Source organism: Xanthomonas sp. LF06-19 (assembly GCF_034105425.1).
Lineage (GTDB): Bacteria > Pseudomonadota > Gammaproteobacteria > Xanthomonadales > Xanthomonadaceae > Xanthomonas_A > Xanthomonas_A sontii.
Genome location: NZ_JAXGGH010000003.1, coordinates 315,710 through 342,602 on the forward strand (window position 1 = coordinate 315,710; position 26,893 = coordinate 342,602).

Sequence of the window (26,893 nt, forward strand, 5' to 3'; positions counted from 1 at the left end):
CCGGAACCGGCCCCAGCCGTTCCCCGGCGTACTCTATACTCTGCGCCCAAGAAATCTGCAATCGGAATCTCTCGCGATGCCCCGTTTTCGTCGTTGGCTGCGCTGGGCGCTGGTCTTGTTCGTCCTCCTTGGCCTGGTCGGCGCCGCCGTGGCAGGCGGGCTGTACTACGTCGTCTCCTCCAAGCTCCCGGACGTGCAGACCCTGCGCAAGGTCGAACTGCAGGAGCCGATGTACGTCTACTCCAGCGACGGCAAGCTGATGGCGCTGTTCGGCGAGACCCGGCGCTACCCCATCACCATGAAGGACGTGCCGGAGCGGCTGAAGCAGGCCTTCCTGGCCACCGAGGACGCCCGGTTCTACGAGCATGGCGGGGTCGACTACAAGGGCATCGCCCGCGCGGTGTGGCTGCTGGCCACCACCAACGACAAGCGCGTGCCGGGCGGCTCCACCATCACCCAGCAGGTGGCCCGCCAGTTCTTCCTGAGCTCGGAATACAGCTATACCCGCAAGCTGGCGGAGATCCTTCTGGCGCGCAAGATCGAGGCCGAACTGACCAAGGACGAGATCTTCGAGCTGTATCTCAACAAGAGCTTCTTCGGCAACCGCGCCTACGGCGTCGCCGCCGCCGCCGAGTACTACTACGGCAAGAAGCTCAACGAGCTGAGCCTGGACGAGATGGCCTCGCTGGCCGGCATCCCCAAGTTCCCCTCCAGCGGCAACCCGATCAGCAACCCCGAGCGCGCCAAGCAGCGCCGCGACAACTATGTGCTCAGCCGCATGGCCGCGCTGGGCTTCATCACCCCGGCCGAGGCCGAGGCGGCCAAGGCGGTGCCGATGCACGCCGCGCCGCACGAGCGCCCGGTCGAGGTCGAGGCCCCCTACGTGGCCGAGCTGGTGCGCCAGGAGATGATCGCGCGCTTCGGCGGCGACGTGCTGGACAAGGGCTACCACGTCTACACCAGCATCGATGCGACCCTGCAGGCCGCCGCCAACCATGCGGTGCGCCAGGGCCTGGTCGTCTACGATCGTCGCCATGGCTGGCATGGCGTCGAGAAGCACTTCGACGTCCCCGCCACTGCCGATGCGGCGGCGCTGGCCAGCCATCTGAGCGGCGTATACGCGCAGGGCGGGATGCTGCCCAGCATCGTCGCCGGCACCGGCAGCGACGGCAGCGCCACCGTGGTGCTCGCCAACAAGACCGAGCTGGTGCTGCCGGTGGCCGCCAGCCGCTGGACCGGGCGCAGCCCCGCCACCCTGCTCAAGCGCGGCGACCTGGTGCGCATCCAGGAAGGCGACAAGCCGGGCGAATGGGAGATCACCCAGATCCCGCGCGGCCAGGCCGCGCTGGTGTCGCTGGACGCCAACAACGGCGCGCTGCGCGCCATGGTCGGCGGCTTCAGCTATGCCGGCAACAAGTTCAACCGCGCCACCCAGGCGCGCCGCCAGCCCGGCTCCAGCTTCAAGCCGTTCCTGTACGCGGCCTCGTTCGAGAAGGGCTTCAACCCGGCCTCGATCGTGCTCGACGCACCGGTGGTGTTCCGCGACCGCCGCGGCAAGACCTGGTCGCCGCAGAACGACGGCGGCGGCTTCCGCGGCCCGATGCGCCTGCGCGAGGCGCTGGTGCAGTCGCGCAACCTGGTCTCGGTGCGCCTGCTAGACGCCATCGGCGTGGACTTCGCGCGCAAGTACATCAGCCAGTTCGGCTTCCAGGAAGCCGAGTTGCCGCCGAACCTGTCGATGTCGCTGGGCACCGCCTCGCTGACCCCGCTGTCGGTGGCGCGCGGGTACACCGTGTTCGCCAACGGCGGCTCGCTGGTCAACACCTGGATCATCGACAAGGTCACCGACCGCGACGGCAATGTCCTGTTCCAGGAGCATCCGCTGACCGCCTGCCGCAGCTGCGGCAGCGTCGGCGGCAACGCCGCGCCGGTCAGCCAGGTGGTGGACGGCTTCAACTTCGGCGCGGCCACGCCGCCGCCGGCGGCCAAGCCGGCAGAGCCCGCGGCCACGGCGGCTGCAGCCGAGAAGCCCGCCGACCCCGAAGCCAAGGTGGCGCCGCGCGCGATCGACGAGCGCACCGCCTATCAATTGGTGTCGATGATGCGCGACGTGGTCCAGCGCGGCACCGGCACCGCGGCCAAGGTGCTCGGCCGCGAGGACGTGGGCGGCAAGACCGGCTCGACCAACGACCATCGCGACGCCTGGTTCTCCGGCTTCGGCGGCCCGTACGTGACCACGGTGTGGGTCGGTCGCGACGACTACCGCTCGCTCGGCTACCGCGAATACGGCGGCAAGGCGGCGCTGCCGATCTGGATCGACTACATGCGGGTCGCGCTGAAGGATCAGCCGATCGCCCGCAACGATCCGCCGGGCGGTATGGTCCAGGTCAGCCTCAACGGCGCCACGGAATGGGTCAAGACCGAGGACATGGACCGCATCCAGCAGTTCGACGAAAGCCTGCAGGACCAGAAGACCGACGACGCGGCATTCGACATCTTCTGATCGCGTCGCGTTCCCCCGCCCCGACGCTCGCCGGGGCAGCTCCCGCCGGGCGTGCCTCGCCCGGCGGACGCCGCCTCAGGCAGGGAGGGCTGCTACACCCGAATTTCGCAAGGCTGCGGTACAGTCGGGGCAGGCTTTGAGGGGAGGCGCACCATGCACCACGCTCGGCAACACGCCCGGACCCGCACGCACGAACGCCGCCGCCGGCTGGCGCACGAAGCCGCCCGGCTGATGGCCGAAGGCGGCATCCGCGATTTCCACCAGGCCAAACTCAAGGCCGCCGACCGGCTCGGCATCCACGACGACGCCTCGCTGCCGCGCAACAGCGAGATCGAGGACGCCCTGCGCGAATACCAGCGGCTGTTCGCCGGCCCCGACCATGCCGGCGAACTGCGCCGGCGCCGCGAGGCGGCGCTGCGCGCGATGGACTTCCTGCACGCCTTCGCGCCACGCCTGGCCGGACCGGTGCACGACGGTACCGCCGACGCCAACAGTCCGGTGCAACTGCACCTGCACAGCGACGACACCGAGGCGGTGGCACGTTTTCTCGAAGAACACCGGATCCCGGCCGAACTGCGCAGCCGCCGCCTGCGCCTGGACCGCGAGCGCAGCGAGGACTTCCCGGTGTGGCTGTTCACCGCCGAGGAGCTGACCTTCGACCTGACCGTGCTGCCCTACGACGCGCTGCGCCAGGCGCCGCTGTCGCAGGTGGACGAAAAGCCGATGCGGCGCGCCTCGATGCCGCAACTGCGGCAACTGCTGACCGAGCAGGACATCGCCGACTACCAGTCCGGCTGAGCGGACCACCGCGTCAGGATGCCGCGGGCGCCGCACAGCTGGCTGGCGCCCCGTGTCGCGGCCTGCAGTGGCGCGACAGGCTACTACCAATCGTCCTCCCCGCTTCGGCCCCCGCCACAAACGAAAAACGCCCCGCGAGGCGGGGCGTTCCGGACAGCCTTTACGGCGATCGATCAGCGCTTGTCGGCGCTGGTGTAGTCGCGCTTGTCGTAGCCGGTGTAGATCTGGCGCGGACGGCCGATCTTCATTTCCGGGTCGACCTGCTGCTCCAGCCAATGCGAGACCCAGCCGGCGGTACGGGCAATGGCGAACATCACGGTGAACATCTCCACCGGAATGTTCAGCGCCTTGTAGATGATGCCCGAGTAGAAGTCGACGTTCGGGTACAGCTTGCGCTGCACGAAGTAGTCGTCCTTCAGCGCGGCCTCTTCCAGCTTCAGCGCCACTTCCAGCAGCGGGTCGTTGACGCCCAGCTCGCCCAGCACCTTGTGGGTCATCTCGCGGATGATCTTCGCGCGCGGGTCGAAGTTCTTGTACACGCGGTGGCCGAAGCCCATCAGGCGGAAGCTCGAGTTCTTGTCCTTGGCCTTGGCCACGGCGCTCTCGACATTGTCGGCGGTGCCGATCTCTTCCAGCATCTTCAGCACGGCTTCGTTGGCGCCGCCATGCGCCGGGCCCCACAGCGCGGTGATGCCGGCGGCGACCGAGGCGTACGGGTTGGCGCCGGTGGAACCGACCAGACGCACGGTCGAGGTCGAGGCGTTCTGCTCGTGGTCGGCGTGCAGGATGAACAGCAGGTCCAGGGCCTTGGCCACGACCGGATTCATCTGCAGTTGCTCGCTCGGCACCTCGAACATCATGTGCAGGAAGCGCTCGACGTAGCCGAGGTTGTTGCGCGGGTAACGGATCGGCCAACCGATGGAGTAGCGGTAGGCGGCGGCGGCGATGGTCGGCACCTTGGCGATCAGACGGATCGCGGCCAGGCGGCGCTGCTCCGGATCGTTGAGGTCGAGGGTGTCGTGGTAGAACGCCGACAGCGAGGCCACGCTACCGGCCAGCATCGCCATCGGGTGCGCGTCGTGGCGGAAGCCGCCGAGGAAGTTCTTCAGCGACTCGTGCATCATCGTGTGATGCGTCACTTCGTGGTCGAACTTCTTGAATTCGTCGGCGGTGGGCAGCTCGCCGTTCATCAGCAGATAGGCCACTTCGAGGAAGTTGGACTTCTCGGCCAACTGCTCGATCGGGTAGCCGCGATACAGCAGCACGCCGTTGTCGCCGTCGATGTAGGTGATCGCCGACTTGCAGCTGGCGGTCGCGGTGAAGCCCGAGTCGTAGGTGAAGAGACCGGTCTCCTTGGTCAACTTGGAGATGTCGACGCAATCGTTGCCCAGGGTGGGCTTGAGTACCGGAAGAACGACCGACTTGTCGCCGGCGTTCAACGTGACCTGATCAAGATCGGACACAGTGTGCGCTCCTCGATGGAAGGCGCCTGTCCGATTACGTTGCGAACAGACGCGTGAAGGAAGTCCACGGCAATCGCCACGGATCGCGCCATTATCGCACAGCAGCATTTGCGTCGTCGCTCACCACCCACGTTGCACGATGGCGGCAGGAAAGCGACACAGCGTTGCATCCTCGCCGCACTTTCACGGAAGGATGACACCGGCGCGTCAACGCCGGGAGAGGAAAGCAGATAGCAGAACGGCCGCGCAAGCGGCCGTCGCTTTACATCCGTTCGACGGTTCCGATCAGCGCGCGTAGCGCTTCTGGAACTTGTCGATGCGGCCGCTGGTGTCGATGACCTTGTGCTTGCCCGTGTAGAACGGGTGCGAAGCCGAGGAGATTTCGACCTTGATCAGCGGATACTCTTCGCCGTCCTCCCACTTGACCGTCTCTTTCGAGGACATGGTCGAACGGGTCAGGATCTTGAAATCGGAGGTGACATCGTGGAACACGACGTCGCGGTACTGGGGATGGATGTCGGCCTTCATGGGCTCGCACCGTAGGTGGCTGCTGGACAAGAGGGAAACTATAACAGCCCTGCCGCCCTGCACGCAACGTTTACGTGATGGCAAGTGAGGTGACGGCTCGCGGCTGTTCTACCACTGGGGTCCCGCCCGGAACCGGGCGGGACCGCCAGGCTCAGCCGGCGCCGACCGCCGCGCGGGCCAGGCCCAGGAAGCGGGCGTGGTCGTAGCGGATGAGCATGGTCGCGTTGTCCGGCAGGCCCAGCTGGCGGTTCCAGTCGACCAGGGTGGCGCCGCGGGTGTGCACCCCGGACAGCTCGATCTGCATCGGCCGCGACTGCACCTCCTGGGCGCCGTCGGGCTGCAGCGCCCAGGCCATCGCCAGCGCGTCGGCGGCATACCAGTGCTCGCCGCGGGCGTCTTCCGACCACAGCCGGGTCTTGCGCGAGATCAGTTCGTAGAAGCGCGCCTTGGGCGCATCCACCGCCAGCCACTGCTCGACCTCGCGGTGCGGCAGGCCGTGCGCAACGGTCGCCTCCCAATCCGCCACTTCGATGTGCGGGAACGCCTTGAACACGATGTGCGCGGCTTCCGGGTCGAAGGCGATGTTGAACTCGGCGGCCGGGGTGATGTTGCCGTGGCAGGTGATCGCCCCGCCCATCACCAGGAAGCGGCCGACGCGCTGCGGCAGGGTCGGGTCCAGCTTCAGCGCCAGCGCGATGTTGGTCAGCGGCCCCAGCGCGACCAGCAGCAGGCGCCCGGCGTACTGGTGCGACAGGCGCAGGATCGCCAGCGCGGCATGCTCGGCCTCGGCGCCGCGCGCGGCCGGCGGCAGGTCGACGTCGCCGAAACCGTCCTGACCGTGCACGTGCCCGGCGTCCACCGACGGGTGCAGCAGCGGATCGGCGCAGCCGGCGAACACCGGCACATCCTCGCGCCCGGCCACTTCGCACAGCTTCAGCGCATTGCGCACGGTGTGGCGCAGCCCGACGTTGCCGGCGGCGATGGTCAGCCCGACCACCTCGTGGCGCGGATCGGCGAACGCCATCAGCAGCGCCAGCGCGTCGTCCACGCCGGGGTCGGTATCGATCAACAGGGGAATCTTGTCGCTCATGCGTCGCTTCGCTCGTCCATTCGGCCGCCGAGTCTGGCACTGCGGCGCAGGCATGGGAAGAAGACGGGATTGGGGAGTCGGGATGACCAGCCATTCGGCTGTTGAAAGCAGGGATTCGCAAAAGCAACGCCACCGCTGTTTGTCGTAGGGGCGGCCGCTTTTTACGAATCCCCGCTTTCAACAGCCGAATGGCTGGTCATCCCCAATGCCGAATCCCAGCCTCTCACGCCCCGGCGAACCGCACCGCCCCACCGACCCAGCGCGCGACGATGCGGTCGGCCAGGACCGGCGCTTCCTCCAGCAGCCGGTCGGCCAGCGCGTGCACGCGCGGCAGCAGGCCGGCGTCGCGGGCCAGGTCGGCCACGCGGAACGCGGCCAGGCCGGTCTGGCGGGTGCCGAGCAGTTCGCCGGGACCGCGCAGTTCCAGATCCTTCTCGGCGATGACGAAGCCGTCGTTGGTCTGGCGCATGGTTTCCAGGCGCTGCCGCGCCATCGCCGACAGCGGCGCCTGGTACATCAGCACGCAGCTCGACGCCGCCGCGCCGCGCCCGACCCGCCCGCGCAACTGGTGCAGCTGCGCCAGGCCCAGGCGTTCGGCATTCTCGATGATCATCAGCGAGGCGTTGGGCACGTCCACGCCGACCTCGATGACCGTGGTGGCGACCAGCAGGTCGATCTCGCCCTGCTTGAACGCGCGCATCGCCGCCTGCTTCTCCGCCGGCTTCATGCGTCCGTGGACCAGGCCCACGCGCAGTTCCGGCAACTGCGCCGACAACGCTTCGAAGGTGGCCTGCGCGGCGCTGGCCTCGAGCCGGTTGCCGGCACCGCCACCCTGCGCGGATTTCTCGTTGTCCTCGGCCTCTTCGATCAGGGTGCAGACCCAGTAGGCCTGGCGACCTTCGGCGCAGGCCACGCGGATGCGCTGCACCAGCTCGGGACGGCGCTCGGCGTTGAGCACGATGGTCTGCACCGGGGTGCGCCCCGGCGGCAGTTCGTCGATCGAGGAGACGTCCAGATCGGCATAGGCGGCCATCGCCAGGGTGCGCGGGATCGGCGTGGCGGTCATCACCAGTTGATGCGGCACGCCCGCGCCGGAAGCGCCCTTGTCGCGCAACGCCAGGCGCTGGTGCACGCCGAAGCGGTGCTGCTCGTCGACGATGGCCAGGGCCAGGTCGTGGAAGCGCACCGCCTCCTGCATCAGCGCGTGCGTGCCGACCACCACCTGCGCCTCGCCCGAGGCGATCTGCGCCAGGGTCGCGCTGCGCGCCTTGCCGGTGACCTTGCCGGCCAGCCAGGCCACGCGCACGCCCAGCGGCTCCAGCCAACCGCGCAGGTTGGCCAGATGCTGTTCGGCGAGCAGTTCCGTGGGCGCGGCCAGCGCCGCCTGCTTGCGCTTGTCCACCGCCAGCATCGCCGCCAGCGCGGCGACCACGGTCTTGCCGCTGCCGACGTCGCCCTGCACCAGCCGCAGCATCGGCGCCGGCCGCTCCAGGTCGGCGCGGATCTGCGCGAACACACGCTGCTGCGCACCGGTCAGTTGGAACGGCAGCGACTGCTGCAGGCGCTTGGCCAGCAGCCCGCGGCCGCGCAGCGACGGCGCCGGCTGGCACTGCATGGCGATGCGCTGGCGGCGCAGGCTCAGGTGATGCGCGAGCAGTTCCTCCAGCGCCAGGCGCTGCTGCGCCGGATGCAGGCCGGCGGCGAGCGCGGCCAGGTCGGCCTGCGGCGGCGGCCGGTGCGCGACCAGCAACGCACTGCGCAGCGACGGCAGGCCGAGTTCGGCCAGCAGCGACGCCGGCAGCAGTTCCAGTGTCGCCTCCTCCGGCAGCCGATCCAGCGCCTGGCCGATCAACCGGCGCACGGTCGCCGGACCGACGCCCTCCACCGCCGGGTACACCGGATCCAGGCGATCGCCCAGCGCCGCATCGTCGCCCTCGCCGAGGATCTGGTAGCTGGGATGCACGAACTCCAGCCCGTGCTGGCCCGGCTTGGGCGTGCCGAAGGCGCGCAAGCGCGCGCCGACCGCGAACTGCGCCGCCTGCGCGCCACGGAACTGGAAGAAGCGCAGCACCAGGGTGCCGCGCGACTCGTCGGCGACCGCCACGCGCAGCATCGGCCGGTAGCGGAAGCCGCGATCCACCGCCTGCACCCGCCCCTCGATCTGGGCGGGCACGCCCGGCTGCAGCGCCGCCACCGTGGTCAGGCGGGTGCGGTCCTCATAGCGCAGCGGCAGGTGCAACCACAGGTCCTGCAGGGTGGACAGGCCGCGCGCGGCGAATTTCTCCGCCAGCTTGGGACCGACGCCGGGCAGCGTGGTCAGCGGCGCCTCGCCTGCCGCCGACAGCGCCGGCGCCGGAACCTGCACGCGCGGCACGGCGGGGGATCAGTCCAGCACCATCACCGCGTCCACTTCGAAGCCCGCGCCCTTGGGCAGCGCCGAGACTTCGATGGTGGAGCGCGCGGGGAACGGCGCCTGGAAGTAGTCCTGCATCACCGCATTGACCTGCGCGAACTGCGCCAGATCGGTGAGGTACAGCCCCAGGCGCACGATGCGGTCCAGCGAGCCGCCGGCCGCCTCGGCCACCGCCTGCAGGTTGTCGAACGCGCGGCGCGCCTGCGCGGCGATGTCGCCGGCGACGATCTCGCCGGTGGCCGGATCCAGCGGGATCTGCCCGGAGAAGTAAACAGTGTTGCCGGCGCGCACGGCCTGCGAATACGGGCCGATCGCGGCCGGTGCACGGTCGGTATGGATGATCTGGCGGGACATGGCGACTCCGTTGGAAGAATGTCCGCCTAGTTTAGCTGGCGTGCGCGGCTGGGGATTGGGGATTGGGGATTGGGGAGCATGACCGTGACAGGATCGCGACCAAGCGTTCTTTCGCAGGCGTCGACCGTCATGCAGCCGCGTTGGCAGGCGGCGCGGACGATGCCCGATCACGTGCACTGGCACGAAGCCCCAGTCCATTCCTTGTGGGAGCGGCTTCAGCCACGACGAGTGAAGCAGAAAGCCGCCTGACACCATCACGCGTCGGGACTGAAGTCCCTCCCACAAGAACTCCCGACCCATTCCGCCCAGCACCGCCTACTGGCGGCGCACGCTCTGCACCGCATTCAAGCGCCGCAGCCGGCGCATCACTTCGGCCAGGTGGTTACGGTCGCGCACCTGGATGTTGAAGCGCAGCACCGCGGCGTTGAAGTCGCGGTCCAGGTAGTCGACGCGCTCGATGTTGGACTGGCTCTGCGCGATCGCCGCGGCCAGCTGCGCCAGCACGCCGGTGCGGTTCTCCACGTCCACCACCAGCGCGGTGTCGTAGTCGCCGATGACGCTGGTATCCCAGCCGATCGGCACCCAGCGCTCGGGCGACTTGCGCAGTTCGGCCAGGTTCGGACAGTCCAGGCGATGCACCACGATGCCCTTGCCGGCGGTGTGGTAGCCCATGATCTCGTCGCCGGGAATCGGCTGGCAGCAATTGGCGAAGCTGACCACGCCGCGCTCGGTGCCGTTGATCAGGATCTTTTCCTGCGAGTGCTTGGAATGCCCGCCGCCGCGCAGTTCGGCATACGCCATCAGCGCCTGCGCGGCCTGGTTGGGCATCCAGTTGCCCAGCGCCACGTCGGCCAGCAACGCCTCCAGGCGCGGGTAGCGGTGCTCGCTGAGGAACGAATCCAGGCGCCCCTTGGGCAGCCGCTCCAGCGAGCTGTCCATCGCCTCCAGTGCGCGATCGAGCATGCGATGACCGAGCTGCACCGCGTCCTCGTGTTCGAGCTGCTTGAGCTGGTGGCGGATCGCGGTGCGCGCCTTGCTGCTGACCACGAACTCCAGCCACTGCGGCTTGGGCGTGGCCGAGCGCGCGGTGATCACTTCCACCGTCTGTCCGCTGACCAGCTTGGTGCGCAGCGGCACCAGCTTCTTGTCCACGCGCGAGGCCACCGCGCGGTTGCCGACGTCGGTGTGCACCGCATAGGCGAAGTCCAGCGCGGTGGAATTGCGCGGCAGCGCCAGGATCTTGCCCTTGGGCGTGAACAGGTAGACCTCGTCCGGGAACAGGTCGACCTTGACGTTGTCCAGGAACTCCAGCGACGAGCCGGCGGCGCGCTGCGATTCGATCAGTTCGACGATCCACGCATGCGCGCGGCTCTGCGCGCTGTTAGGCGAATCGCCGCCGAACTTGTAGGTCCAATGCGCGGCGACGCCGCGTTCGGCGATCAGGTCCATTTCCTCGGTGCGGATCTGCACCTCGATCGGCGAGCCGTAGGGCCCGAACAGCACCGTGTGCAGCGACTGGTAGCCGTTGGCCTTGGGAATGGCGATGAAGTCGCGGAAGCGCGCGTCCAGCGGCTTGAAGGTGGCGTGCACCGCGCCGAGGGCGTGGTAGCAGTCGGGCACGCCGCGCACCACCAGACGGAAGCCGAACACATCCATCACCTGGTCGAAGGATTTGTTCTCGTCGCGCATCTTGTTGTAGATGCTCCACGGCGTCTTGATCCGGCTCACCAGCCGGTGCTCCAGTCCTTCCTTGGCCAGACGCTGCGACAACTGCACTTCCACCTGCGCCATCGACTCGCGGCGCACCACCGGCTGGCTGCGGATGTGTTTTTCGATGATCGCGTGCCGCCACGGATGCAGCGCGCGGAAGCCGAGGTTCTGCAGCTCGGACTTCATCAGGCTCATGCCCAGGCGCTGGGCGATCGGCGCGTAGATCTCCAGGGTCTCGCGGGCGATGCGGCTGCGCGCCTCGGCGCTCTGCGCGCCCAGCGTGCGCATGTTGTGCAGGCGGTCGGCGAGCTTGATCATGATCACGCGCAGGTCGCGCGACATCGCCAGCAGCATCTTGCGGAAGCTCTCGGCGGCCGCTTCCTGACGGTCGCGGAACTTGAGCTTGTCCAGCTTGGTGACGCCGTCGACCAGTTCCGCCACCGCCTCGCCGAACTCGGCGGCCAGCTCGGCGCGGGTCAGCGGCGTGTCTTCGATGGTGTCGTGCAGGATCGCGGCGATCAGTGCCTCCACGTCCAGGCCCAGTTCGGCCAGCACCCCGGCCACCGCCACCGGATGGGTGATGTAGGGCTCGCCGGACTTGCGGGTCTGCCCCGCGTGCGCGGCCGCACCGACCTCCCAGGCGCGGCGCAGCAGCGGGATCTGCTCGGGCGGCAGATAGCTGGCGCTGCGTTCGAGCTGCAGGACGTAGTCGGGGACCGCCTCGTCGGCCGACGATGGCGCGGCGTGGGCGACCTGGGCAGAAGGGCCTGGGTTCATGCGGAAAGACTATGCCAGCGGCGCGTGGACGGCAAACCCGCAAAACGAAACAGCCCGCGGATGCGGGCTGTTCGCAGGACGATCGCGACGCGGGACGCGATCAGTCGTCGTTCTTGGACATGTCCTCGTCGGCCACCACTTCGGCCGCGGCCCATTCCAGGGCTTCGCGCTCGGCGCGCTCGCGCTCGGCCTTCTCGACCTCGTCGATCAGCGCGTTGTCGATCTTGCGCGCAGCGATCTCGCGCAGCGCCAGCACGGTCGGCTTGTCGGCGGACTCGGTGTTGTCGAGGGTAGCCTGCACGCCGTTGGCGAGCTGGCGGGCGCGCTTGGACGCCATCATGACCAGTTCGAAACGGTTGTTAACGACTTCCAGGCAATCTTCTACGGTGATGCGGGCCATGCGGGCTCCCGGCGGGCCGGCGGCGGCCACGCGTTCGAATGAGGGAAAGGGCGGGGATTGTAGGGCGGCAGCCGCCCGAGATCAACCCCACCCCATTCAGTTCCCTTTGGAATCAGCCAGTTGGCTGTTCCTGCAGGAGGGTGTCGATCAACGCGGCATGGCGCTGCTGCTGCTGCGGCCGGCGCAGGCGGCTGGCGACGAAGATCGCGCACATCTCGTCCACCGCGGTGTCGAAATGCTCGTTGACGATCACGTAGTCGAAGTCGGCGTAGTGCGACATCTCCTCGCGCGCGGCGGCCAGCCGCTGCGCGATCACCGCCTCGCTGTCCTGGCCGCGCTTGCGCATGCGCTGTTCCAGGGCCTCGCGCGACGGCGGCAGGATGAACACGCTGACCGCATCCGGCACCTTGGCCCGCACCTGGCGCGCGCCCTGCCAGTCGATCTCCAGCAGCACGTCGTGGCCGGCGGCCAGCTGCGGCTCCACCGACTGCCGCGCGGTGCCTTTCCAGTCGCCGTGCACGCGGGCGTACTCGAAGAAGTCGCCGGCATCGATCATCCGCTGGAACTCGTCGGCGGAGACGAAATGGTAGTGCTCCGCATGGCGTTCGCCCGGCCGCGGCGCGCGCGAGGTGAACGAGATCGACAGCGCGATCTGCGGATCGCGCGCCAAGGTGGCGTTGACGATGCTGCTCTTGCCGGCGCCGGAAGGGGCCGCCACGATGTAGAGAGTGCCGCGCATGTTCTTGGGAATGGGGAGTCGGGAATGGGGAATGGGAACAGCGCCGAGCCGGGCTGGGGGTGAATCGTACCCGCTTTGACGATTCCCCATTCCCGATCGCCCATTCCCGGCTACTCGAGGTTCTGCACCTGCTCGCGGATCTGGTCGATCAGCACCTTCAGCTCCACCGCGGCGTTGGAGGTGCGGCTGTCCACCGACTTCGAGCCCAGGGTGTTGGCCTCGCGGTTGAACTCCTGCAGCAGGAAGTCCAGGCGCCGGCCGGCCGGTTCCGGCTGGCGCAGGACGCGGCGCAGTTCCTTGATGTGGCTGCCGAGCCGGTCCAGTTCCTCGTCCACATCGAGCTTCTGCAGCCACAGCACCAGTTCCTGCTCGGCACGGCCGGGATCGACCGGATGCGGCAGGTCGGCCAGGCGCGCCGCCAGCTTGGCGCGCTGGCCGTCGCGGATGGCCGGGATCAGCGTGCGCACCTCGCCGGCGATGCGTTCCACCGCATCGACGCGCTCGACGATGGCCGCGGCCAGCTTGCCGCCCTCGCGCTCGCGCGCGGCGACGAACTCGGCCAGCACCTCGTCCAGCAATTCCAGCGCCTGCGCCTGCAGCGCCGCCGGATCGGCCGTCTGCCCCTGCAGCACGCCGGGCAGCTGCAGCAGGTCGACGAACTGCACCTGCATCTGCGGGAAACGCACTCCCAGCCGTTGCGCAAGCACACCCAGTTGCTCGACCAGGGCCTCGTTCACCGCCAGGGTCTGCGCTGCCTCCGGCGCGCGCAGGCGCAGCATCAGGTCGAGCTTGCCGCGACTGATCCGCGCGGCCACGCGCTCGCGCAGTTGCGGCTCCAGCGCGCGCAGTTCTTCCGGCAGGCGGACGCCGACTTCCAGGAAACGGTGGTTGACCGAGCGCAGCTCGCATCCCAGCGTGCCCCAGGGAGTGATGCGCTCGGCGCCGGCATAGGCGGTCATGCTGCGGATCATGCGGTGTTCCGGTGCGGACAGGGGGCGAATGTTAACCTAGCGCCCTTTCCTGCCTCACCGACGCGGTCACAGGCCGCGCACGGCCCCGCCCTTCCCGGAACCCCTGCATGTCCTTCTCCCGTCCCAGCGGCCGCACGGCCGATCAGTTGCGCCCGGTCCGCATCGAACGCGCCTTCACCCGCCATGCCGAAGGTTCGGTCCTGGTCAGCTTCGGCGACACCCGCGTGCTGTGCAACGCCAGCGTCGAGAACCGCGTGCCGGGCTTTTTGCGCGGCAAGGGCGAAGGCTGGGTCACCGCCGAATACGGCATGCTGCCGCGCGCCACCCACTCGCGTTCCGATCGCGAAGCCGCGCGCGGCAAGCAGGGCGGACGCACGCTGGAGATCCAGCGTCTGATCGGCCGCGCGCTGCGCGCCTGCGTCGACCGCACGGCGCTGGGCGAGCGCACCATCACCCTGGACTGCGACGTGCTGCAGGCGGACGGCGGTACCCGCACCGCCGCCATCACCGGCGCCTACGTGGCCCTGGTGGATGCGGTGAACTGGCTGCAGAAGCGCGGCGACCTGAAGAAGCCGGTGGTGCTGGGCGCGGTCGCCGCGGTCTCGGTCGGCGTCTACCGCGGCGTGCCGGTGCTGGACCTGGACTACGCCGAGGACAGCGACTGCGATACCGACATGAACGTGGTGATGAACGATGGCGGCGGCTTCATCGAGCTGCAGGGCACCGCCGAGGGCCACGCCTTCCGCCGCGACGAACTGGACGCGCTGCTCGGCCTGGCCGAGCGCGGCATCGGCGAACTGCTGGCGGCACAGCGCGCCGCTCTGGCGCAATGAACCGGCACCTGGCCCTGGTCACCCTGGTAGTGGCCGACTACGACGAGGCCATCGCCTGGTACACCGGCAAGCTGGGCTTCCAGGTGCTGGAGGACGTGGACCAGGGCCACAAGCGCTGGGTCGTGGTCGGGCCCGGCGATGCGCGCGGCGCGGCGCTGCTGCTGGCGCGCGCCAGCGACGACGCGCAGCGCAGCCGCATCGGCGACCAGACCGGCGGCCGCGTCGGCTTCTTCCTGCACACCGACGACTTCCAGCGCGACCATGCGGCGATGCTGGCCGCCGGTGTGGAATTCCTGGAAGCCCCTCGCCACGAACCCTACGCCACTGTCGCGGTGTTCCGCGATCTGTACGGCAACACCTGGGATCTGCTGGAGCCCATCGCATGAAACTGGTCCTGGCCAGCAGCAACGCCGGCAAGCTCGAAGAACTGAACGCCTTGCTCGACGACGTGGGGGTCGAGTTGATCGCGCAATCCACGCTCGGCGTCAGCGATGCCGACGAGACCGGCCTGACCTTCGTCGAGAACGCGCTGCTCAAGGCGCGCCACGCCGCCCGCGTCACCGGCCTGCCGGCGCTGGCCGACGACTCCGGCATCTGCGTGGACGCACTGCACGGCGCGCCGGGGTTGTACTCGGCGCGCTACGCCGGCGAACACGGCAATGCGCAGGCCAACATCGACAAGCTGCTGGACGCGCTGCGCGATGTCCCCGATGCGCAGCGCGGCGCGCATTTCTACTGCGTGCTGGTGCTGCTGCGGCATGCCGAGGATCCGCAGCCGCTGCTGGTGGAAGGCCGCTGGCGCGGCCGCATCGCGCATGCGCGTGCCGGCACCGGCGGGCATGGCTACGACCCGGTGTTCCTGGATCCGGACCACGGCCAGACCGCCGCCGAGATGCCGCTGGCGCTGAAGAACCGCATCAGCCACCGCGCCCTCGCCCTGCAACAGCTCAAGCAGCGCCTGGCGGACCATCTTGCGGCGCATCCCGCCGAGTGACCGCACCGCGCGCAGGCACCGGGCCAGTCAGGACACCGCGGCGCGCGCAGACTGCCCTGCGCCGCTGCGCCAAGCCCTGAACCCTCCGGCGCCCGCACCGCCCGCATCTCCGTTTCCAGATTCCCGCCCGCCATGCCGCACGCCCACGACCATTGCCAGCATCCGCCCGGCACCGCCTGCCCGGATCCGTCCGCGCACGCCGACACCCCGACGCTGGTGCCGCCACCGCTGTCGCTCTACGTGCACCTGCCCTGGTGCGTGCGCAAATGCCCGTACTGCGATTTCAATTCGCACGCGGCCAAGGGCGCGCTGCCGTTCGACGCCTACGTGGATGCGCTGATCCGCGACCTGGACCAGGACCTGCCGCTGGTCTGGGGCCGCGTGGTCAACAGCGTGTTCTTCGGCGGCGGCACGCCCAGCCTGTTCCCGCCCGAGGCGATCGATCGTTTCCTGCAGGCGGCCAGCGCCCGGCTGCGCTTCGCGCCCGGCCTGGAGATCACCCTGGAGACCAACCCCGGCACCGCCGAGCATGGCCGCTTCGATCGCTACCTGGCGGCCGGGGTCAATCGCCTCAGCTTCGGCATCCAGAGCTTCGACGACGCTGCCCTGCAGCGGCTGGGCCGCATCCACGACGGCGCCGAGGCCGAGCGTGCGGTGAAGCTGGCGCAGGACGCCGGCTATATCAATTTCAACCTGGACCTGATGTACGCGCTGCCGCAACAGACCCTGGCCGAGGCCGAGCGCGACATCGCGCGGGCGCTGGCGCTGCAGCCGACCCACATGAGCCACTACCAGCTCACCCTGGAGCCGAACACCGTGTTCGCCGCGCGGCCGCCGCAGGGCATGCCCGAGGACGACGACGCCTGGGACATGCAGGAGCGCTGCCAGGCGCTGCTGGCCGAGGCCGGCTTCGCACAGTACGAAGTCAGCGCCTACGCCCGCGCCGGTTACCGCTGCGCGCACAACCTCAACTACTGGACCTTCGGCGACTATCTCGGCATCGGTGCCGGCGCGCACGGCAAGATCAGTTCCGGCGCCGAACAGAACATCCTGCGGCGCTGGAAGCACAAGCATCCGCAGGCGTTCCTGGACGCGGCGGGGACGCCGTCGGCGATCGGCGGCGACGAGTGGATCGCGCCGGAGCGGCGCCCGTTCGAGTACATGCTCAACGCCCTGCGCCTCAACGACGGCTTCGCGCTGCGCGACTTCAGCGCCCGCACCGGCCTGCCGCTGCAGGCGATCGCCTCGGCCCTGGCCACCGCGCAGGCCCGCGACTGGTTGCGGGTGGACGCCGGCCACGCCGTCCCGACCGAGCTGGGACGGCGGTTCACCAACGACGTGATCGCCCTGTTCCTGCCCTGAGCCGCGCCGCCCGCCTTGGTTGCGGCGGCGGATCGTGCTACATACCGCGCAGAAAAGTATAACGGCGATCACAGGATGCCCCTGTCTGCGACCATGTCGGCCCCGCCAGCGACGCTTGCCAGCGCCGCCCTGCCGGCGCGCGTGCGCGACATCCTGCAGGCCTTGAACAGCCTGCTGTGGCAGGCCCTGGAACTGCCGCTGCAGGCGACCCTGAACGAGCTGGAGCAGGACCTGCTCGAGCAGGCCGGGCGCGCCCGCAATGGCCAGGTGCAACAGGACCTGTTCCAGGAGGCGCAACGCGTGCGCGCGCAGCGCGGGCGCCTGGCGCCGTTCTACCAGGCGCAGCTGGAAGCCGGGCTGGCCGGAATCCGCAGCCCCTTGGCAACGGCCGCTGCGCCGCGAGTAGCCAAGGCAGGTGCCGGGCAGATGCTGACCCTGGTCGCCGATGTGGATATCGACCGCGACATCGTGCTGCACGAGATCGCCCGCCGCGAGGCGATCCGCTGCAATATCCCGCTGCAGTTGCTCGGCCAGCGCTTCGGCGTGCTGGCGGCGCGGCCCGCCTTCGAGATCGAGCAACTGCCGCTGGGACCGCACGCGCTGTGCCGGCTGCTGCGCACCGCCGGCGAAGCGTTGGGCCTTGGCCTGGACACGCAATTGGCGCTGTATCGCGCCTTCGAACGGCAGGTGCTGGCGCGCTACGGCGAGATGGTGGAACGGGCCAATGTCCTGCTGACCCACGCCGGGGTGCTGCCCGGCCTGATCTATCTGCCCTACGTGGCGCGCAGCACCAATGTCGACCCGGGCACGCGGCGCGCGGCGCGCATGCCCGGCGCCGCGGCGCCGCCCGCTGCCGGCAGCGGCCCCCGCGGGAACGCCAGCGCTCCTGGTCAAGCCGCACCCGCCATGGGCGTGCCGCCGGGGCCGGCCGCGACGGCACCGCTGCCGCCAGCGGGCGCGGCAGCCGGCGCCGCGGAATCGGCCGCCAACGGCCCGGACCTGGCCACCCTGCGCCAGTTGCTGACCGCGGCGCGCGCCAAGGCCGTGCCCGCCGCGGCGGCGCCCACGACTGAGACCGCCGGTGCCGCCGCGCTCCCGGCGCGGCCGGCGAGCGCCGCCGGTGCGGCCCCGGTGCCGACCGCCAGCCTGTTGGAGGCCCTGGGCGAACTGCAGGCGCAACCGCCGGCCCACAGCACCCTGGGCGGGCTGCGCGGACGCCGCCACCTGCGCGACGTGCAGACCGCCTTGTTGCAGGCGCTGCGCGCCACCCACGGCGCGCAGGCGACCCTGGCAGCGCAGCAGGCCGACACCTTCGACCTGCTCGGCCTGCTGTACGGCGAGATCGAGCGCGAGGTACGCCCCGACGCGCCGGCCGCGGCGCTGCTGGAACGCCTGCAGGTGCCGCTGGTGCGCGCCGCGCTGCAGGATCCGGCGTTCTTCGCGCGCAGCCGGCACCCGGCGCGGGAACTGCTCAATGCCGTCGCCGAATCCGGCGCCACCTGGCTGGGCGAAGAGGACAGCGATCCGACGCTGCTGCTCAAGCTCAACCAGGCCGTGGACCGCGTGATCGAGGAGTACGAAGGCGACGAGACCGTCTTCGAGCAGGCCCACCAGGAGATCCAGGCGCAGCAGCGCAGCCTGGCGCACAAGGCCGAGATCGCCGAGCGCCGGCACGTCGAGGCCGCGCGCGGCAAGGAACGGCTGGAGCTGGCCAAGCAGACCGCGACCGCCACCCTGGAGGCGCTGTGCAGCGCCCGGCAACCGCCGGGTTTCGTGCAGACCCTGCTGCAGCAGGCCTGGTCCGACGTGCTGGTGCTGACCCTGCTGCGTCAGGGCGAGGACTCGGAGACCTGGCGCGAGCGCATCGGCCTGGCCGAGCGCATCGCCGAGGTCACCTGCCGCAGCGAGGGCGCCTCCGATGCCGCCCTGGCCGAGCGCGTGGGCCAGGCGCTGCTGCAGGTGGGCTACCACCAGCAGGAAGCCGAGGCCATCGCTCGTCGCCTGTCCACGCCCGGCGGCACCGACGCCACCACCTCGCGCACCGAACTCAGCGTGCGGCTGAAGGCGCGCACCCGCCTCGGCGAGCAGGGCGAGGACGGCGAGCGCCCCTCGCTGCCGCCGCGCAACGAGGCCGAACAGGCCGCGTATGCGCGGTTGCGCACGCTGCCGTTCGGCACCTGGTTCGAATTCGTCGTCAACCAACAAGGCGACCTGAAGCGGCAACGCCTGTCCTGGTACAGCCCGATCACCGAGCGTGCGTTGTTCGTCAACCAGCGCGGGCAGAAGGCCGCCGAACACACGCTCGACGGATTGGCGCGGCTGCTGGCGCAGGCACAGGCGCGCATCGTCAGCGAGGACCGCGCCCGCCTGATCGACCGCGCCTGGCAGGCCGCGGTGCGCGCGCTGCGCACCCTGGCCGGCGTTCCAGCCGCCGACGACGCCATGGAGGGCGCATGAGCGCAGACGCTCGCCGATCGCCGCGCCTCCAGGTTCCGGACATGGTGCCGGTGCTGGACCTGATGGAAGACGCCGTGGTCGGCCGCCTCGGCAACGTCTCCGAACACGGCATGCTGCTGCTCGCCTCGGCACCGCTGCACGAGGACGCGCTGTACCAGTTGCGCTTCGCGATACCGCACGCCGACCGCGACGTGCAGATCGATATCGGCGCGCACCTGTTGTGGAGCGAACCCTCGCACGCACCGGGCCAGGCCTGGGCCGGCTTCCGCTTCCTGACCATTTCCCCCGCGCATCGCGACCTGCTGCGGCAGTGGATCAACGCTGCGACCGGCGGCTAGCGGCATCAACCTCGCAGGTGCGGCTACTGATCCCTGTGACCGGATCAGCCGCGACCGGCATTCCCGGGAACGCCTCGGTCGCGGCCGAAGCCGCTCCTGCGGCGGCCATCCGCGACCGTTGCGCGATCGGCCGCAAAGAGTCTCCGGCAGATCGACAAAGCCCCGCATCGCCGGCGTAGCTTCGGCATCGCATGCCATGCATAGGCCGTCCGTGCGCGTCCACACGCCTGCACCGTTTCCGGCACACTTGGCGCCCCCGTTTCCGCATCGCCGAACGAGTCCGCCGCCATGCCCCAGCACGATCCAAGCGCCCTGTATCCCGACCACCTGCGCACCCTGACCCGACGCGCCGACGAAGCGCTGGCGCGCGGTGGCTTCGACCACCTGGTGGTCCCGAGCGGCACCCTGCACTACCAGGTGTTCGACGATCGCGACTATCCGTTCGCGGTGAACCCGCAGTTCAAGGCCTGGCTGCCGCTGACGCGGGTGCCGCACAGTTGGCTGGTGTACACGCCGGGGCGCCGCCCGCAGGTGATCTTCCACCAGCCGCGCGACTACTGGCACGTGGTGCCGGATGCGCCCAGCGGCTGGTGGGTGGAGCACTGCGACATCCATCTGATCCGCACCCCGGACGAAGCGCTGGCGCTGCTGCCGGATGCCGCGCGCAGCGCGATCCTCGGCGAGCCGCAGAGCGCGCTGCGCGCCTACGTGCCGAACAACCCGCCGGCGGTGCTGGACTACCTGGAATACCACCGCGCCTACAAGACGCCGTACGAGCTGGCACTGATGCGCCAGGCGCAGCACTCGGCGGTGCGCGGCCATCGCGCCGCCGAGGCCGCGTTCCGCGACGGCCGCAGCGAGTTCGAGATCCACATGGCCTACTGCGCCGCGGTCGGCCAGGACGCGAACGAACTGCCGTACGGCAACATCGTGGCATTGAACGAACACGGCGCCGTGCTGCACTACACCGAACTGCAGCGGCAGGCGCCGACGCCGCTGCGCAGCTTCCTGATCGACGCCGGCGCCTCGGCACACGGCTACGCCAGCGACATCACCCGCACCTACGCCGCCGATCGCGACAGCGAGTTCCAGGCGCTGATCGACGCGGTGGACGCCGCGCAGCAGCGCATGGGCCAGCACGTGCGCGCCGGCGTCGACTACCGGCAACTGCACCTGGACGCGCACCTGGCGTTGATGGGCGTGCTGAAGGACGCCGGCGTGCTCACCGTGTCGCCGGAAACCGCGGTGGCCACCGGCGTCAGCGCCGCATTCTTCCCGCACGGCCTGGGCCACCCGATCGGCCTGCAGGTGCACGACGTCGCCGGTTTCGCCGCCAGCGACCGCGGCGGCCGCATCGAACGCCCCGACGGCCATCCCTACCTGCGCATGACCCGCACCCTGGAACCTGGCATGGTGGTGACGATCGAGCCGGGCCTGTACTTCATCGACATGCTGCTCGACGACCTCAAGCAGGCCGGCCATGGCGGCAGCGTCGACTGGGCGCGGGTGGCGCAGTTCAAGCCCTACGGCGGCATCCGCATCGAGGACGAAGTGGCGTGCACCGAGGACGCACCCGAGAACCTGACGCGGCCGGTGTTTGCGGCGGCCTGATGGCCGCCGCCACGGTCACTTGCCGGTCAGCGCGTACGGGCCGCGATTGAAGCTCATCGGGATCAGGTCGTAGCGGCGCTGCCCGGCGGCGGCCGGATACGGCGCGGTCTTGAAATCGCGTGCCAGCGCTTCGAGTCCACGTGCCGCGTTCGGCGAAGGCAGCGCCTCCAGCACCAGGGCGGACTCGGGGCGTCCGCCCTGCGGATCGCCGCGCATCAGGAACAGGCTCAACGCCGGCGTGACCGGCAGGTCCATCGGGCTGTCCAGCACGGTCTTGCGCCGTTGATTCTCGGCACGCGCAGTCAGCCCGCCAGCCTCCTCGCCATCCTGCGCCTGCAGCGCATCGAGCTGCGCGAACAGCATCCGGTCCAGGACACGGCCCCACTGCACGCGGAACGCGTTGAACCAGGCCAGGCCGATCGCGTCGCGGTCGCCGCTCGGCATCGCCGCATAGCAGCGCTCCAGGAGGTAGGCATGGTAGGCGGTATCGCGATTGCGCTGACTGGGCCGCACACGGCGGCCTTCGATCTCGCGCGCCCGCGTGGTGAACTCGCGATCCAGCGCCACCCAGCCCTGCGCCCATTGCAGCGCCGGCTTGGCATTGCCGGCGGACAACTCCAGCTCGGCCAGCGACGCCAACGCGAGCAGCGGGCAGCGCGGCATGCCCAGGCAGCGCTCCAGCCAGTAGCGGGCCGTGTCCAGATCGCGCGGCACCAGATGCGCCGGATGCGCCTCGCCATTGCGGTAGAGCACGCCCAACACGTACGCCGAGGCGCCATCGCCCTTACCCGCCAGCGCGACGACCTGCGCCAGCATCTGCGCGCGGGCCTCCGGCGCAGCGCGCAGCGACAGCAACGTCTCTAGATCGTCCAGCGCCAGCGTGGGCACCGCAGCAGGCACAGGCGCCTGCGTCGCCGCGGGCGCAGCATCGGCTGGCGCCGCCGGCGTGGCCGCCTGCTGCGCGCGCGCCTGCGCTGCGACGGCCACGCACAGTCCTGCCACCAGCAGGCATCGCATCCACATCTTCATGAATCCCCCTTGTTCAGCCTGTCACTGTGCGCAACCGGCCGCAGGCACGCAAGGGGGCGGCGTCAGTCTGCCGCGGCGGCCTGACGGCCGCCGCCGGGATTGGGGAATCGGGATTGGGGATTCGCAACGGCAAACGCGCCAGGTCTGCTAGCTGACCTTTCCGCGCGCGGCGACCGCTTTTCCCATTCCCGTTTCCCTATTCCCCATTCCCAGCCATCCACGCCTCGATCTCCTCGGCGCTGCGCGCCAGGGCATCGGTGAGCACGCGATGGCCGTCGTCGGTGATCAGCACGTCGTCCTCGGTGCGGATGCCGATGCCCCGCCACTTCGGGTCGACGTCCTTGTCGTCCGGCGACACGTACAGGCCGGGTTCGATGGTGAACACCATGCCCGGCTCGAGCAGGCGCGATTCGCCGGCCAGCCGGTAGTCGCCGACATCGTGCACGTCCAGGCCCAGCCAGTGCCCGGTCTTGTGCCGGTAGAAGCGCCGGTAGTCGCCGCTGGCCAGGTTCTGCTCGACGCTGCCCTTGAGCAGGCCCAGCCGCAGCAGGCCTTCGGTCAGGGTCTGCACCGCGGCCAGGTGTCCGGCCTCGTAGGCCACGCCCGGGCGCGCCTGCGCCAGCGCGGCAGCATGCGCGGCACCGACCAGGTCGTGCAGCGCGCGTTGTTCGGCGCTGAAGCGGCCGTTGGCCGGGAAGGTGCGGGTGATGTCGGCGGCATAACCGCGGTATTCGGCGCCCGCATCGACCAGCACCAGGTCGCCGTCGCGCAGGCGCGCGGCGTTGGCGCGGTAATGCAGCACGCAGGCGTTGTGGCCGCTGCCGACGATGCTGCCGTAGGCCGGCCAGGCGTCACCGGCGCGGAATTCGCGCTCGATCTCGGCCTGCAGTTGGTATTCGTGCACGCCCGGCCGCGCCAGCCGCATCGCCGCGCGGTGCCCGGCCACGCTGAGGTCGGCGGCCACCTGCATCAGCGCGATCTCGTCGCGCGACTTGAACAGGCGCTGCTCGTGCAGCAGATGGCCGAGCTCCAGGAATTCGTGCGGCGGCTGCGCGCCGTGCCGCACCTGCTCGCGCACGCGCTTGACCCAGCCGATCAGCTTCAGGTCGAAATCGACGTCGCGGCCGAAGTGGTAATACACCCGCGAGCGGCCTTCCAGCAGCCCGGGCAGGATCTCGTCGAGGTCGTCGATCGGATAGGCATCGTCCATGCCATAGCGCTCGACAGCGCCTTCCTGGCCCGCCCGCGGGCCGTCCCAGGCTTCGCGCTCGGGGTCGCGTTCGCGACAGAACAACAGCGCCTCGCCATGGCGGCGACCGGGCACCAGCACCAGCACCGCGTCCGGCTCGGCGAACCCGCACAGATACCAGAAGTCCGAATCCTGCCGGTACGGGTAGTGCGTGTCGTGGCTGCGCACCCGCTCCGGTGCGCTGGGCAGCACCAGGATGGCCTGCTCGCCGGCCATGTCCATCAAATGACGGCGCCGGCGCACGTACTCGCCGGAGGAAATCCCGGTGAGGCGCTTCATCAGTTCAGGCGCTGCCGGTGGCGCGGGCCGAGCACGCAGTCGCTGTGCAGCAGCAGCACCGCCACGCGCACGAACTCCTCGATCTCGGCCAGCGCGTCCTCGTCCTCGTCGCCGCTGTCGAAATCGTCGGCGCTGGCCTGGGCCAGGCGCGCCACGTCCTGCAGCGCCTCCTGCCCTTCCTCGGACAGTGGCGGCGCAGCCCCTGCGGCCAGGCCGAAGCCGCCGAGGAAGCCGCGGCACCAGTCGAACAGCGCGTCGGCGCGCTCGGGCAGCGGCGCGCCGGCATCGGCCAGCACCAGGTCGAAGCCGAAATCGCGGTCGTTCAGTTGCGCAGTCGTGGCCTCGCGCAGGCGGTCCAGCGCATCGCCGGGGCGCGGCGCGGCGAGGCTGGCGTCGGCGAGCACGGCCGCCGGCCATGCCGGCAATTCGGCGCCGCCGCCGGCCAGCCAGCCGCACAGGCCGCCGTGCAGTTCGGCTGCCGACGCAGCCAGGCCAAGCGTCCGGCTGGCATCGGCGATCTGGTCGGCAGTGGGAAGTTCGGTCATGGAGCAAGCCTGTCGGGCGCTGGCCGCGGGCCTGTCGAGGCCTGCGGCGGAATCGGGACTGCGCAGTGTAGCAACCGCGTGTGCGCCGCCGCTTGTGGTGGCTTCCGGCACGCGCCTACACTCCACCACCCGTTCTTTGACAGAAGTCACTTTCCGCCATGCCATTGGAGCACGTTGCTGCAGGAGCTGCGGAAAGAACCGGCCTCGCCTTGTTCGGCGAGACCTTGCTGACCGCATGGCCGCTGGTCGCGCTCGCCGCGCTGGCGGCCGGCGGGGTGGCGGCGCTGTTCGCGCTGCGTTCGCGTCGGCGCCTGCGCGAGCAACTGCAACGGCACGCGCAACTGCAACAGCGCGACCAGCACCTGAAGCTGGCGCTGTGGGCCTCGGGCGAACACTTCTGGGATTACGACCTGCAACAGCGCAGGTTGCGGCTGATGCGCGCCGACGAGGCCACGCCGCACGCGCAGGACATCGGCCTGGTGATCCGCGAGAACGAGCCGCTGCGAATCCATCCCGACGACGTGCAGCAGGCGCGGCAGGTGCTGCAGGAACACCTGCAGGGCCTGACCGCGATCTACACCGCCGAGTACCGGGTGGACCTGGCCGGCGACGGGGTCTGGCACTGGGCGCGGGTGCGCGGCCGCGTGGTCGACTACGACGCCAGCGGCGCGCCGCGCCGCCTCGCCGGCACCGCACGCGACATCACCTCGCACCGCCAGGCCGACCTGGAACGGCGCATCGCCGCCGAAGTGCTGCGCAGCATGGGCGAGGCGGTCGCCGTGCTCGACGAGGACCGCCGCTTCATCTCGGTCAACCCGGCCTTCACCCGCATCACCGGCTACAGCGAGCGCGAGGTACTAGGCCAGCCGATGGCGCTGATCGACCACGCGCCGGAAACGCCGGCGGCCCCGGTGGCCGACCACGGCCGGCACTGGCGCGGCGAGGCCTGGAAGCGGCGCAAGGACGGCCAGGAGATCCTCTGCCACCTGCGCCGCAATACCGTGGTCGACGCCGACGGCCGCCAGAGCTTCCAGGTGGTGGTACTGGAAGACATCACCGAGCAGAAGCGCGCCGAGCAGGAACTGCGCTATCTGGCCAACTACGACACGCTGACCAGCCTGCCCAACCGTGCGCTGCTGTCCGAACGCCTGGCGCGGGCGATCGTGCGGGCGCGGCGCCAGGCCGGCTCGGTCGCGGTGCTGTTCCTGGATCTGGACCGCTTCAAGGACATCAACGATTCGCTCGGCCACGCGGTCGGCGATCGCGTGCTGCGCGCAGTGGCCGAACGCCTGCAGCAGGCGGTGGGACCGCAGCACACGGTGGCGCGCCTGGCCGGCGACGAATTCACCGTGGTGGTCGAGGACATCGTCAGCCAGGGCGAGGCCGAGGCGGTGGCCGCCCGCGTGCTGGCCGCGTTCGAGGCGCCGCTGCGGCTGGACGAACGCCGCGAGGTCGCGGTCTCCACCTCCATCGGCATCTCCCTGTTCCCGCAGCACGCGCTGCTGCCGAGCGAGTTGCTCAAGCACGCCGATACCGCGATGTACCAGGCCAAGGCCGCCGGGCGCCGCAACGCGCAGGTGTACTCGGCGCGCATGGACGAGGCCACCCGTCACCGCGCCACCCTGGCCAGCACGCTGCGCAAGATCCCGCTGGATCAGGAACTGAAGCTGGTCTACCAACCGCGCTACTCGCTGCGCACGCAGCGGGTGGTCGGCGTGGAAGCGCTGCTGCGCTGGCACAGCGCCGATTTCGGGCCGGTCTCGCCCAGCCAGTTCATCCCGCTGGCCGAGGAGACCGGGTTGATCCTGGAGATCGGCGAGTGGGTGCTGCGCCAGGCCTGCGGCGCGTTGCGCGACTGGCGGCGGATGGGGCTGACCGATCTGTGCATGTCGGTGAACGTCTCGGCGATCCAGCTCGAGCGCGGCAACCTGCCGGAACTGATGGCCGGGATCCTCGCCGAAACCGGCGTGCCGGCGGCCAACATCGAACTGGAACTGACCGAGAGCGTGGTGATGTCGCAGGTCGGCAAGAACGCCGCGCTGCTGCGCGCCTGCCGCGAGCTGGGGCTGACCCTGGCCATCGACGACTTCGGCACCGGCTATTCGTCGCTGGCCTATCTGAAGCGGCTGCCGATCAACACCCTGAAGATCGACCAGGAATTCATCGGCGACCTCACCCGCGACCCGGACGACGAGGCGATCACCAGCACCATCATCGCGATGGGCCACTCGCTGGCGCTGAAGGTGGTGGCCGAGGGCGTCGAGGACGCCGGGCAGCTGGCGTTCCTGCGCGCGCACGGCTGCGACGAGATCCAGGGCCACCTGGTGGCGCCGGCGCTGGAGCCGGACGCCTGCCTGCGCCTGCTGCAGCAACCGCTGCGGCTGCCTGCCTGAGCGCCGGCCATGGCGCCGCCGCGCGGCGTCTTGACCGCCCCTCGGGCGCATGCCTAT

22 protein-coding genes are annotated in these 26,893 nt (G+C 70.0%); 10 read left to right on the plus strand and 12 right to left on the minus strand.

The window, feature by feature from the left end; translation table 11 throughout:
* Positions 1 to 76: 76 nt before the first annotated feature.
* Positions 77 to 2,503: a penicillin-binding protein 1A gene (locus SLW55_RS08340; RefSeq protein ID WP_148830004.1), complete on the plus strand. Its 2,427-nt coding sequence runs from the start codon at positions 77 to 79 to the stop codon at positions 2,501 to 2,503.
* A gap of 153 nt (positions 2,504 to 2,656) precedes the next feature.
* Entirely contained in the window at positions 2,657 to 3,301 is a 645-nt protein-coding gene (locus SLW55_RS08345) for a hypothetical protein (protein WP_017909856.1), read from the plus strand.
* 173 nt (positions 3,302 to 3,474) lie between these two features.
* Here SLW55_RS08345 and SLW55_RS08350 read toward each other — a convergent pair whose 3' ends face one another.
* From SLW55_RS08350 to SLW55_RS08390, 9 genes are all read right to left on the minus strand, one after another.
* Complete coding sequence (locus SLW55_RS08350) at positions 3,475 to 4,764, minus strand: citrate synthase (protein ID WP_152236123.1); 1,290 nt, start codon at positions 4,762 to 4,764, stop codon at positions 3,475 to 3,477.
* 285 nt (positions 4,765 to 5,049) lie between these two features.
* Positions 5,050 to 5,292 carry a type B 50S ribosomal protein L31 gene (locus SLW55_RS08355; RefSeq protein WP_010341537.1) on the minus strand — a complete coding sequence of 81 codons (243 nt, stop codon included), beginning with the start codon at positions 5,290 to 5,292 and terminating at the stop codon, positions 5,050 to 5,052.
* A 151-nt stretch (positions 5,293 to 5,443) separates the two neighbouring features.
* Positions 5,444 to 6,382, minus strand: coding sequence for a nucleoside hydrolase (locus tag SLW55_RS08360; RefSeq protein ID WP_152236122.1), 939 nt, complete (start codon positions 6,380 to 6,382; stop codon positions 5,444 to 5,446).
* A 223-nt stretch (positions 6,383 to 6,605) separates the two neighbouring features.
* Complete coding sequence (gene recG, locus SLW55_RS08365) at positions 6,606 to 8,756, minus strand: ATP-dependent DNA helicase RecG (RefSeq protein ID WP_267099960.1); 2,151 nt, start codon at positions 8,754 to 8,756, stop codon at positions 6,606 to 6,608.
* 9 nt (positions 8,757 to 8,765) lie between these two features.
* Positions 8,766 to 9,149 carry a RidA family protein gene (locus SLW55_RS08370; RefSeq protein WP_010341827.1) on the minus strand — a complete coding sequence of 128 codons (384 nt, stop codon included), beginning with the start codon at positions 9,147 to 9,149 and terminating at the stop codon, positions 8,766 to 8,768.
* A 315-nt stretch (positions 9,150 to 9,464) separates the two neighbouring features.
* On the minus strand, positions 9,465 to 11,636 hold the full coding sequence (locus SLW55_RS08375; RefSeq protein WP_017909851.1) for a bifunctional (p)ppGpp synthetase/guanosine-3',5'-bis(diphosphate) 3'-pyrophosphohydrolase: 2,172 nt from the start codon (positions 11,634 to 11,636) through the stop codon (positions 9,465 to 9,467).
* A gap of 100 nt (positions 11,637 to 11,736) precedes the next feature.
* Complete coding sequence (gene rpoZ / locus SLW55_RS08380) at positions 11,737 to 12,036, minus strand: DNA-directed RNA polymerase subunit omega (protein ID WP_010343101.1); 300 nt, start codon at positions 12,034 to 12,036, stop codon at positions 11,737 to 11,739.
* A 112-nt stretch (positions 12,037 to 12,148) separates the two neighbouring features.
* Complete coding sequence (gmk, locus tag SLW55_RS08385) at positions 12,149 to 12,775, minus strand: guanylate kinase (RefSeq protein WP_017909850.1); 627 nt, start codon at positions 12,773 to 12,775, stop codon at positions 12,149 to 12,151.
* Positions 12,776 to 12,885: 110 nt separating this feature from the next.
* Positions 12,886 to 13,746 carry a YicC/YloC family endoribonuclease gene (locus SLW55_RS08390; RefSeq protein ID WP_043094881.1) on the minus strand — a complete coding sequence of 287 codons (861 nt, stop codon included), beginning with the start codon at positions 13,744 to 13,746 and terminating at the stop codon, positions 12,886 to 12,888.
* 107 nt (positions 13,747 to 13,853) lie between these two features.
* Here SLW55_RS08390 and rph point away from each other — a divergent pair, with 107 nt between their 5' ends.
* From rph to pepQ, 7 genes are all read left to right on the plus strand, one after another.
* Positions 13,854 to 14,579, plus strand: a complete 726-nt coding sequence (gene rph, locus SLW55_RS08395; protein WP_010343098.1) for a ribonuclease PH — start codon at positions 13,854 to 13,856, stop codon at positions 14,577 to 14,579.
* Positions 14,576 to 14,965 carry a VOC family protein gene (locus SLW55_RS08400; RefSeq protein ID WP_267092741.1) on the plus strand — a complete coding sequence of 130 codons (390 nt, stop codon included), beginning with the start codon at positions 14,576 to 14,578 and terminating at the stop codon, positions 14,963 to 14,965. The genes rph and SLW55_RS08400 overlap by 4 nt, the downstream gene beginning before the upstream one ends.
* Entirely contained in the window at positions 14,962 to 15,573 is a 612-nt protein-coding gene (rdgB, locus tag SLW55_RS08405) for an RdgB/HAM1 family non-canonical purine NTP pyrophosphatase (protein ID WP_267099961.1), read from the plus strand. Before SLW55_RS08400 ends, rdgB begins: the two co-directional genes overlap by 4 nt.
* Positions 15,574 to 15,705: 132 nt before the next feature.
* Positions 15,706 to 16,935, plus strand: a complete 1,230-nt coding sequence (gene hemW / locus SLW55_RS08410) for a radical SAM family heme chaperone HemW (RefSeq protein ID WP_267099962.1) — start codon at positions 15,706 to 15,708, stop codon at positions 16,933 to 16,935.
* A 75-nt stretch (positions 16,936 to 17,010) separates the two neighbouring features.
* Entirely contained in the window at positions 17,011 to 19,392 is a 2,382-nt protein-coding gene (locus tag SLW55_RS08415) for a DUF1631 domain-containing protein (RefSeq protein ID WP_320744947.1), read from the plus strand.
* Positions 19,389 to 19,730: a PilZ domain-containing protein gene (locus SLW55_RS08420; RefSeq protein ID WP_026143711.1), complete on the plus strand. Its 342-nt coding sequence runs from the start codon at positions 19,389 to 19,391 to the stop codon at positions 19,728 to 19,730. Before SLW55_RS08415 ends, SLW55_RS08420 begins: the two co-directional genes overlap by 4 nt.
* 288 nt (positions 19,731 to 20,018) lie before the next feature.
* Positions 20,019 to 21,341 (plus strand): Xaa-Pro dipeptidase, encoded by a 1,323-nt coding sequence (gene pepQ, locus SLW55_RS08425; RefSeq protein ID WP_267099636.1) that lies wholly within the window; start codon positions 20,019 to 20,021, stop codon positions 21,339 to 21,341.
* A 15-nt stretch (positions 21,342 to 21,356) separates the two neighbouring features.
* Here the strand turns inward: pepQ and SLW55_RS08430 are convergent, their stop codons facing one another.
* The 3 genes from SLW55_RS08430 to SLW55_RS08440 form a co-directional block, all read right to left on the minus strand.
* Positions 21,357 to 22,358, minus strand: a complete 1,002-nt coding sequence (locus SLW55_RS08430) for a hypothetical protein (protein ID WP_267099637.1) — start codon at positions 22,356 to 22,358, stop codon at positions 21,357 to 21,359.
* A gap of 208 nt (positions 22,359 to 22,566) precedes the next feature.
* Complete coding sequence (locus tag SLW55_RS08435; RefSeq protein WP_026143559.1) at positions 22,567 to 23,898, minus strand: aminopeptidase P N-terminal domain-containing protein; 1,332 nt, start codon at positions 23,896 to 23,898, stop codon at positions 22,567 to 22,569.
* The gene (locus SLW55_RS08440) at positions 23,898 to 24,443 is read right to left on the minus strand and encodes a YecA family protein (RefSeq protein WP_043094872.1); all 546 of its coding nucleotides are present in this window, start codon (positions 24,441 to 24,443) and stop codon (positions 23,898 to 23,900) included. Before SLW55_RS08440 ends, SLW55_RS08435 begins: the two co-directional genes overlap by 1 nt.
* Positions 24,444 to 24,652: 209 nt before the next feature.
* On the opposite strand from SLW55_RS08440, the gene SLW55_RS08445 reads away from it, so the two are divergent.
* Positions 24,653 to 26,836 carry an EAL domain-containing protein gene (locus tag SLW55_RS08445; RefSeq protein WP_320744948.1) on the plus strand — a complete coding sequence of 728 codons (2,184 nt, stop codon included), beginning with the start codon at positions 24,653 to 24,655 and terminating at the stop codon, positions 26,834 to 26,836.
* Positions 26,837 to 26,893: the final 57 nt, after the last annotated feature.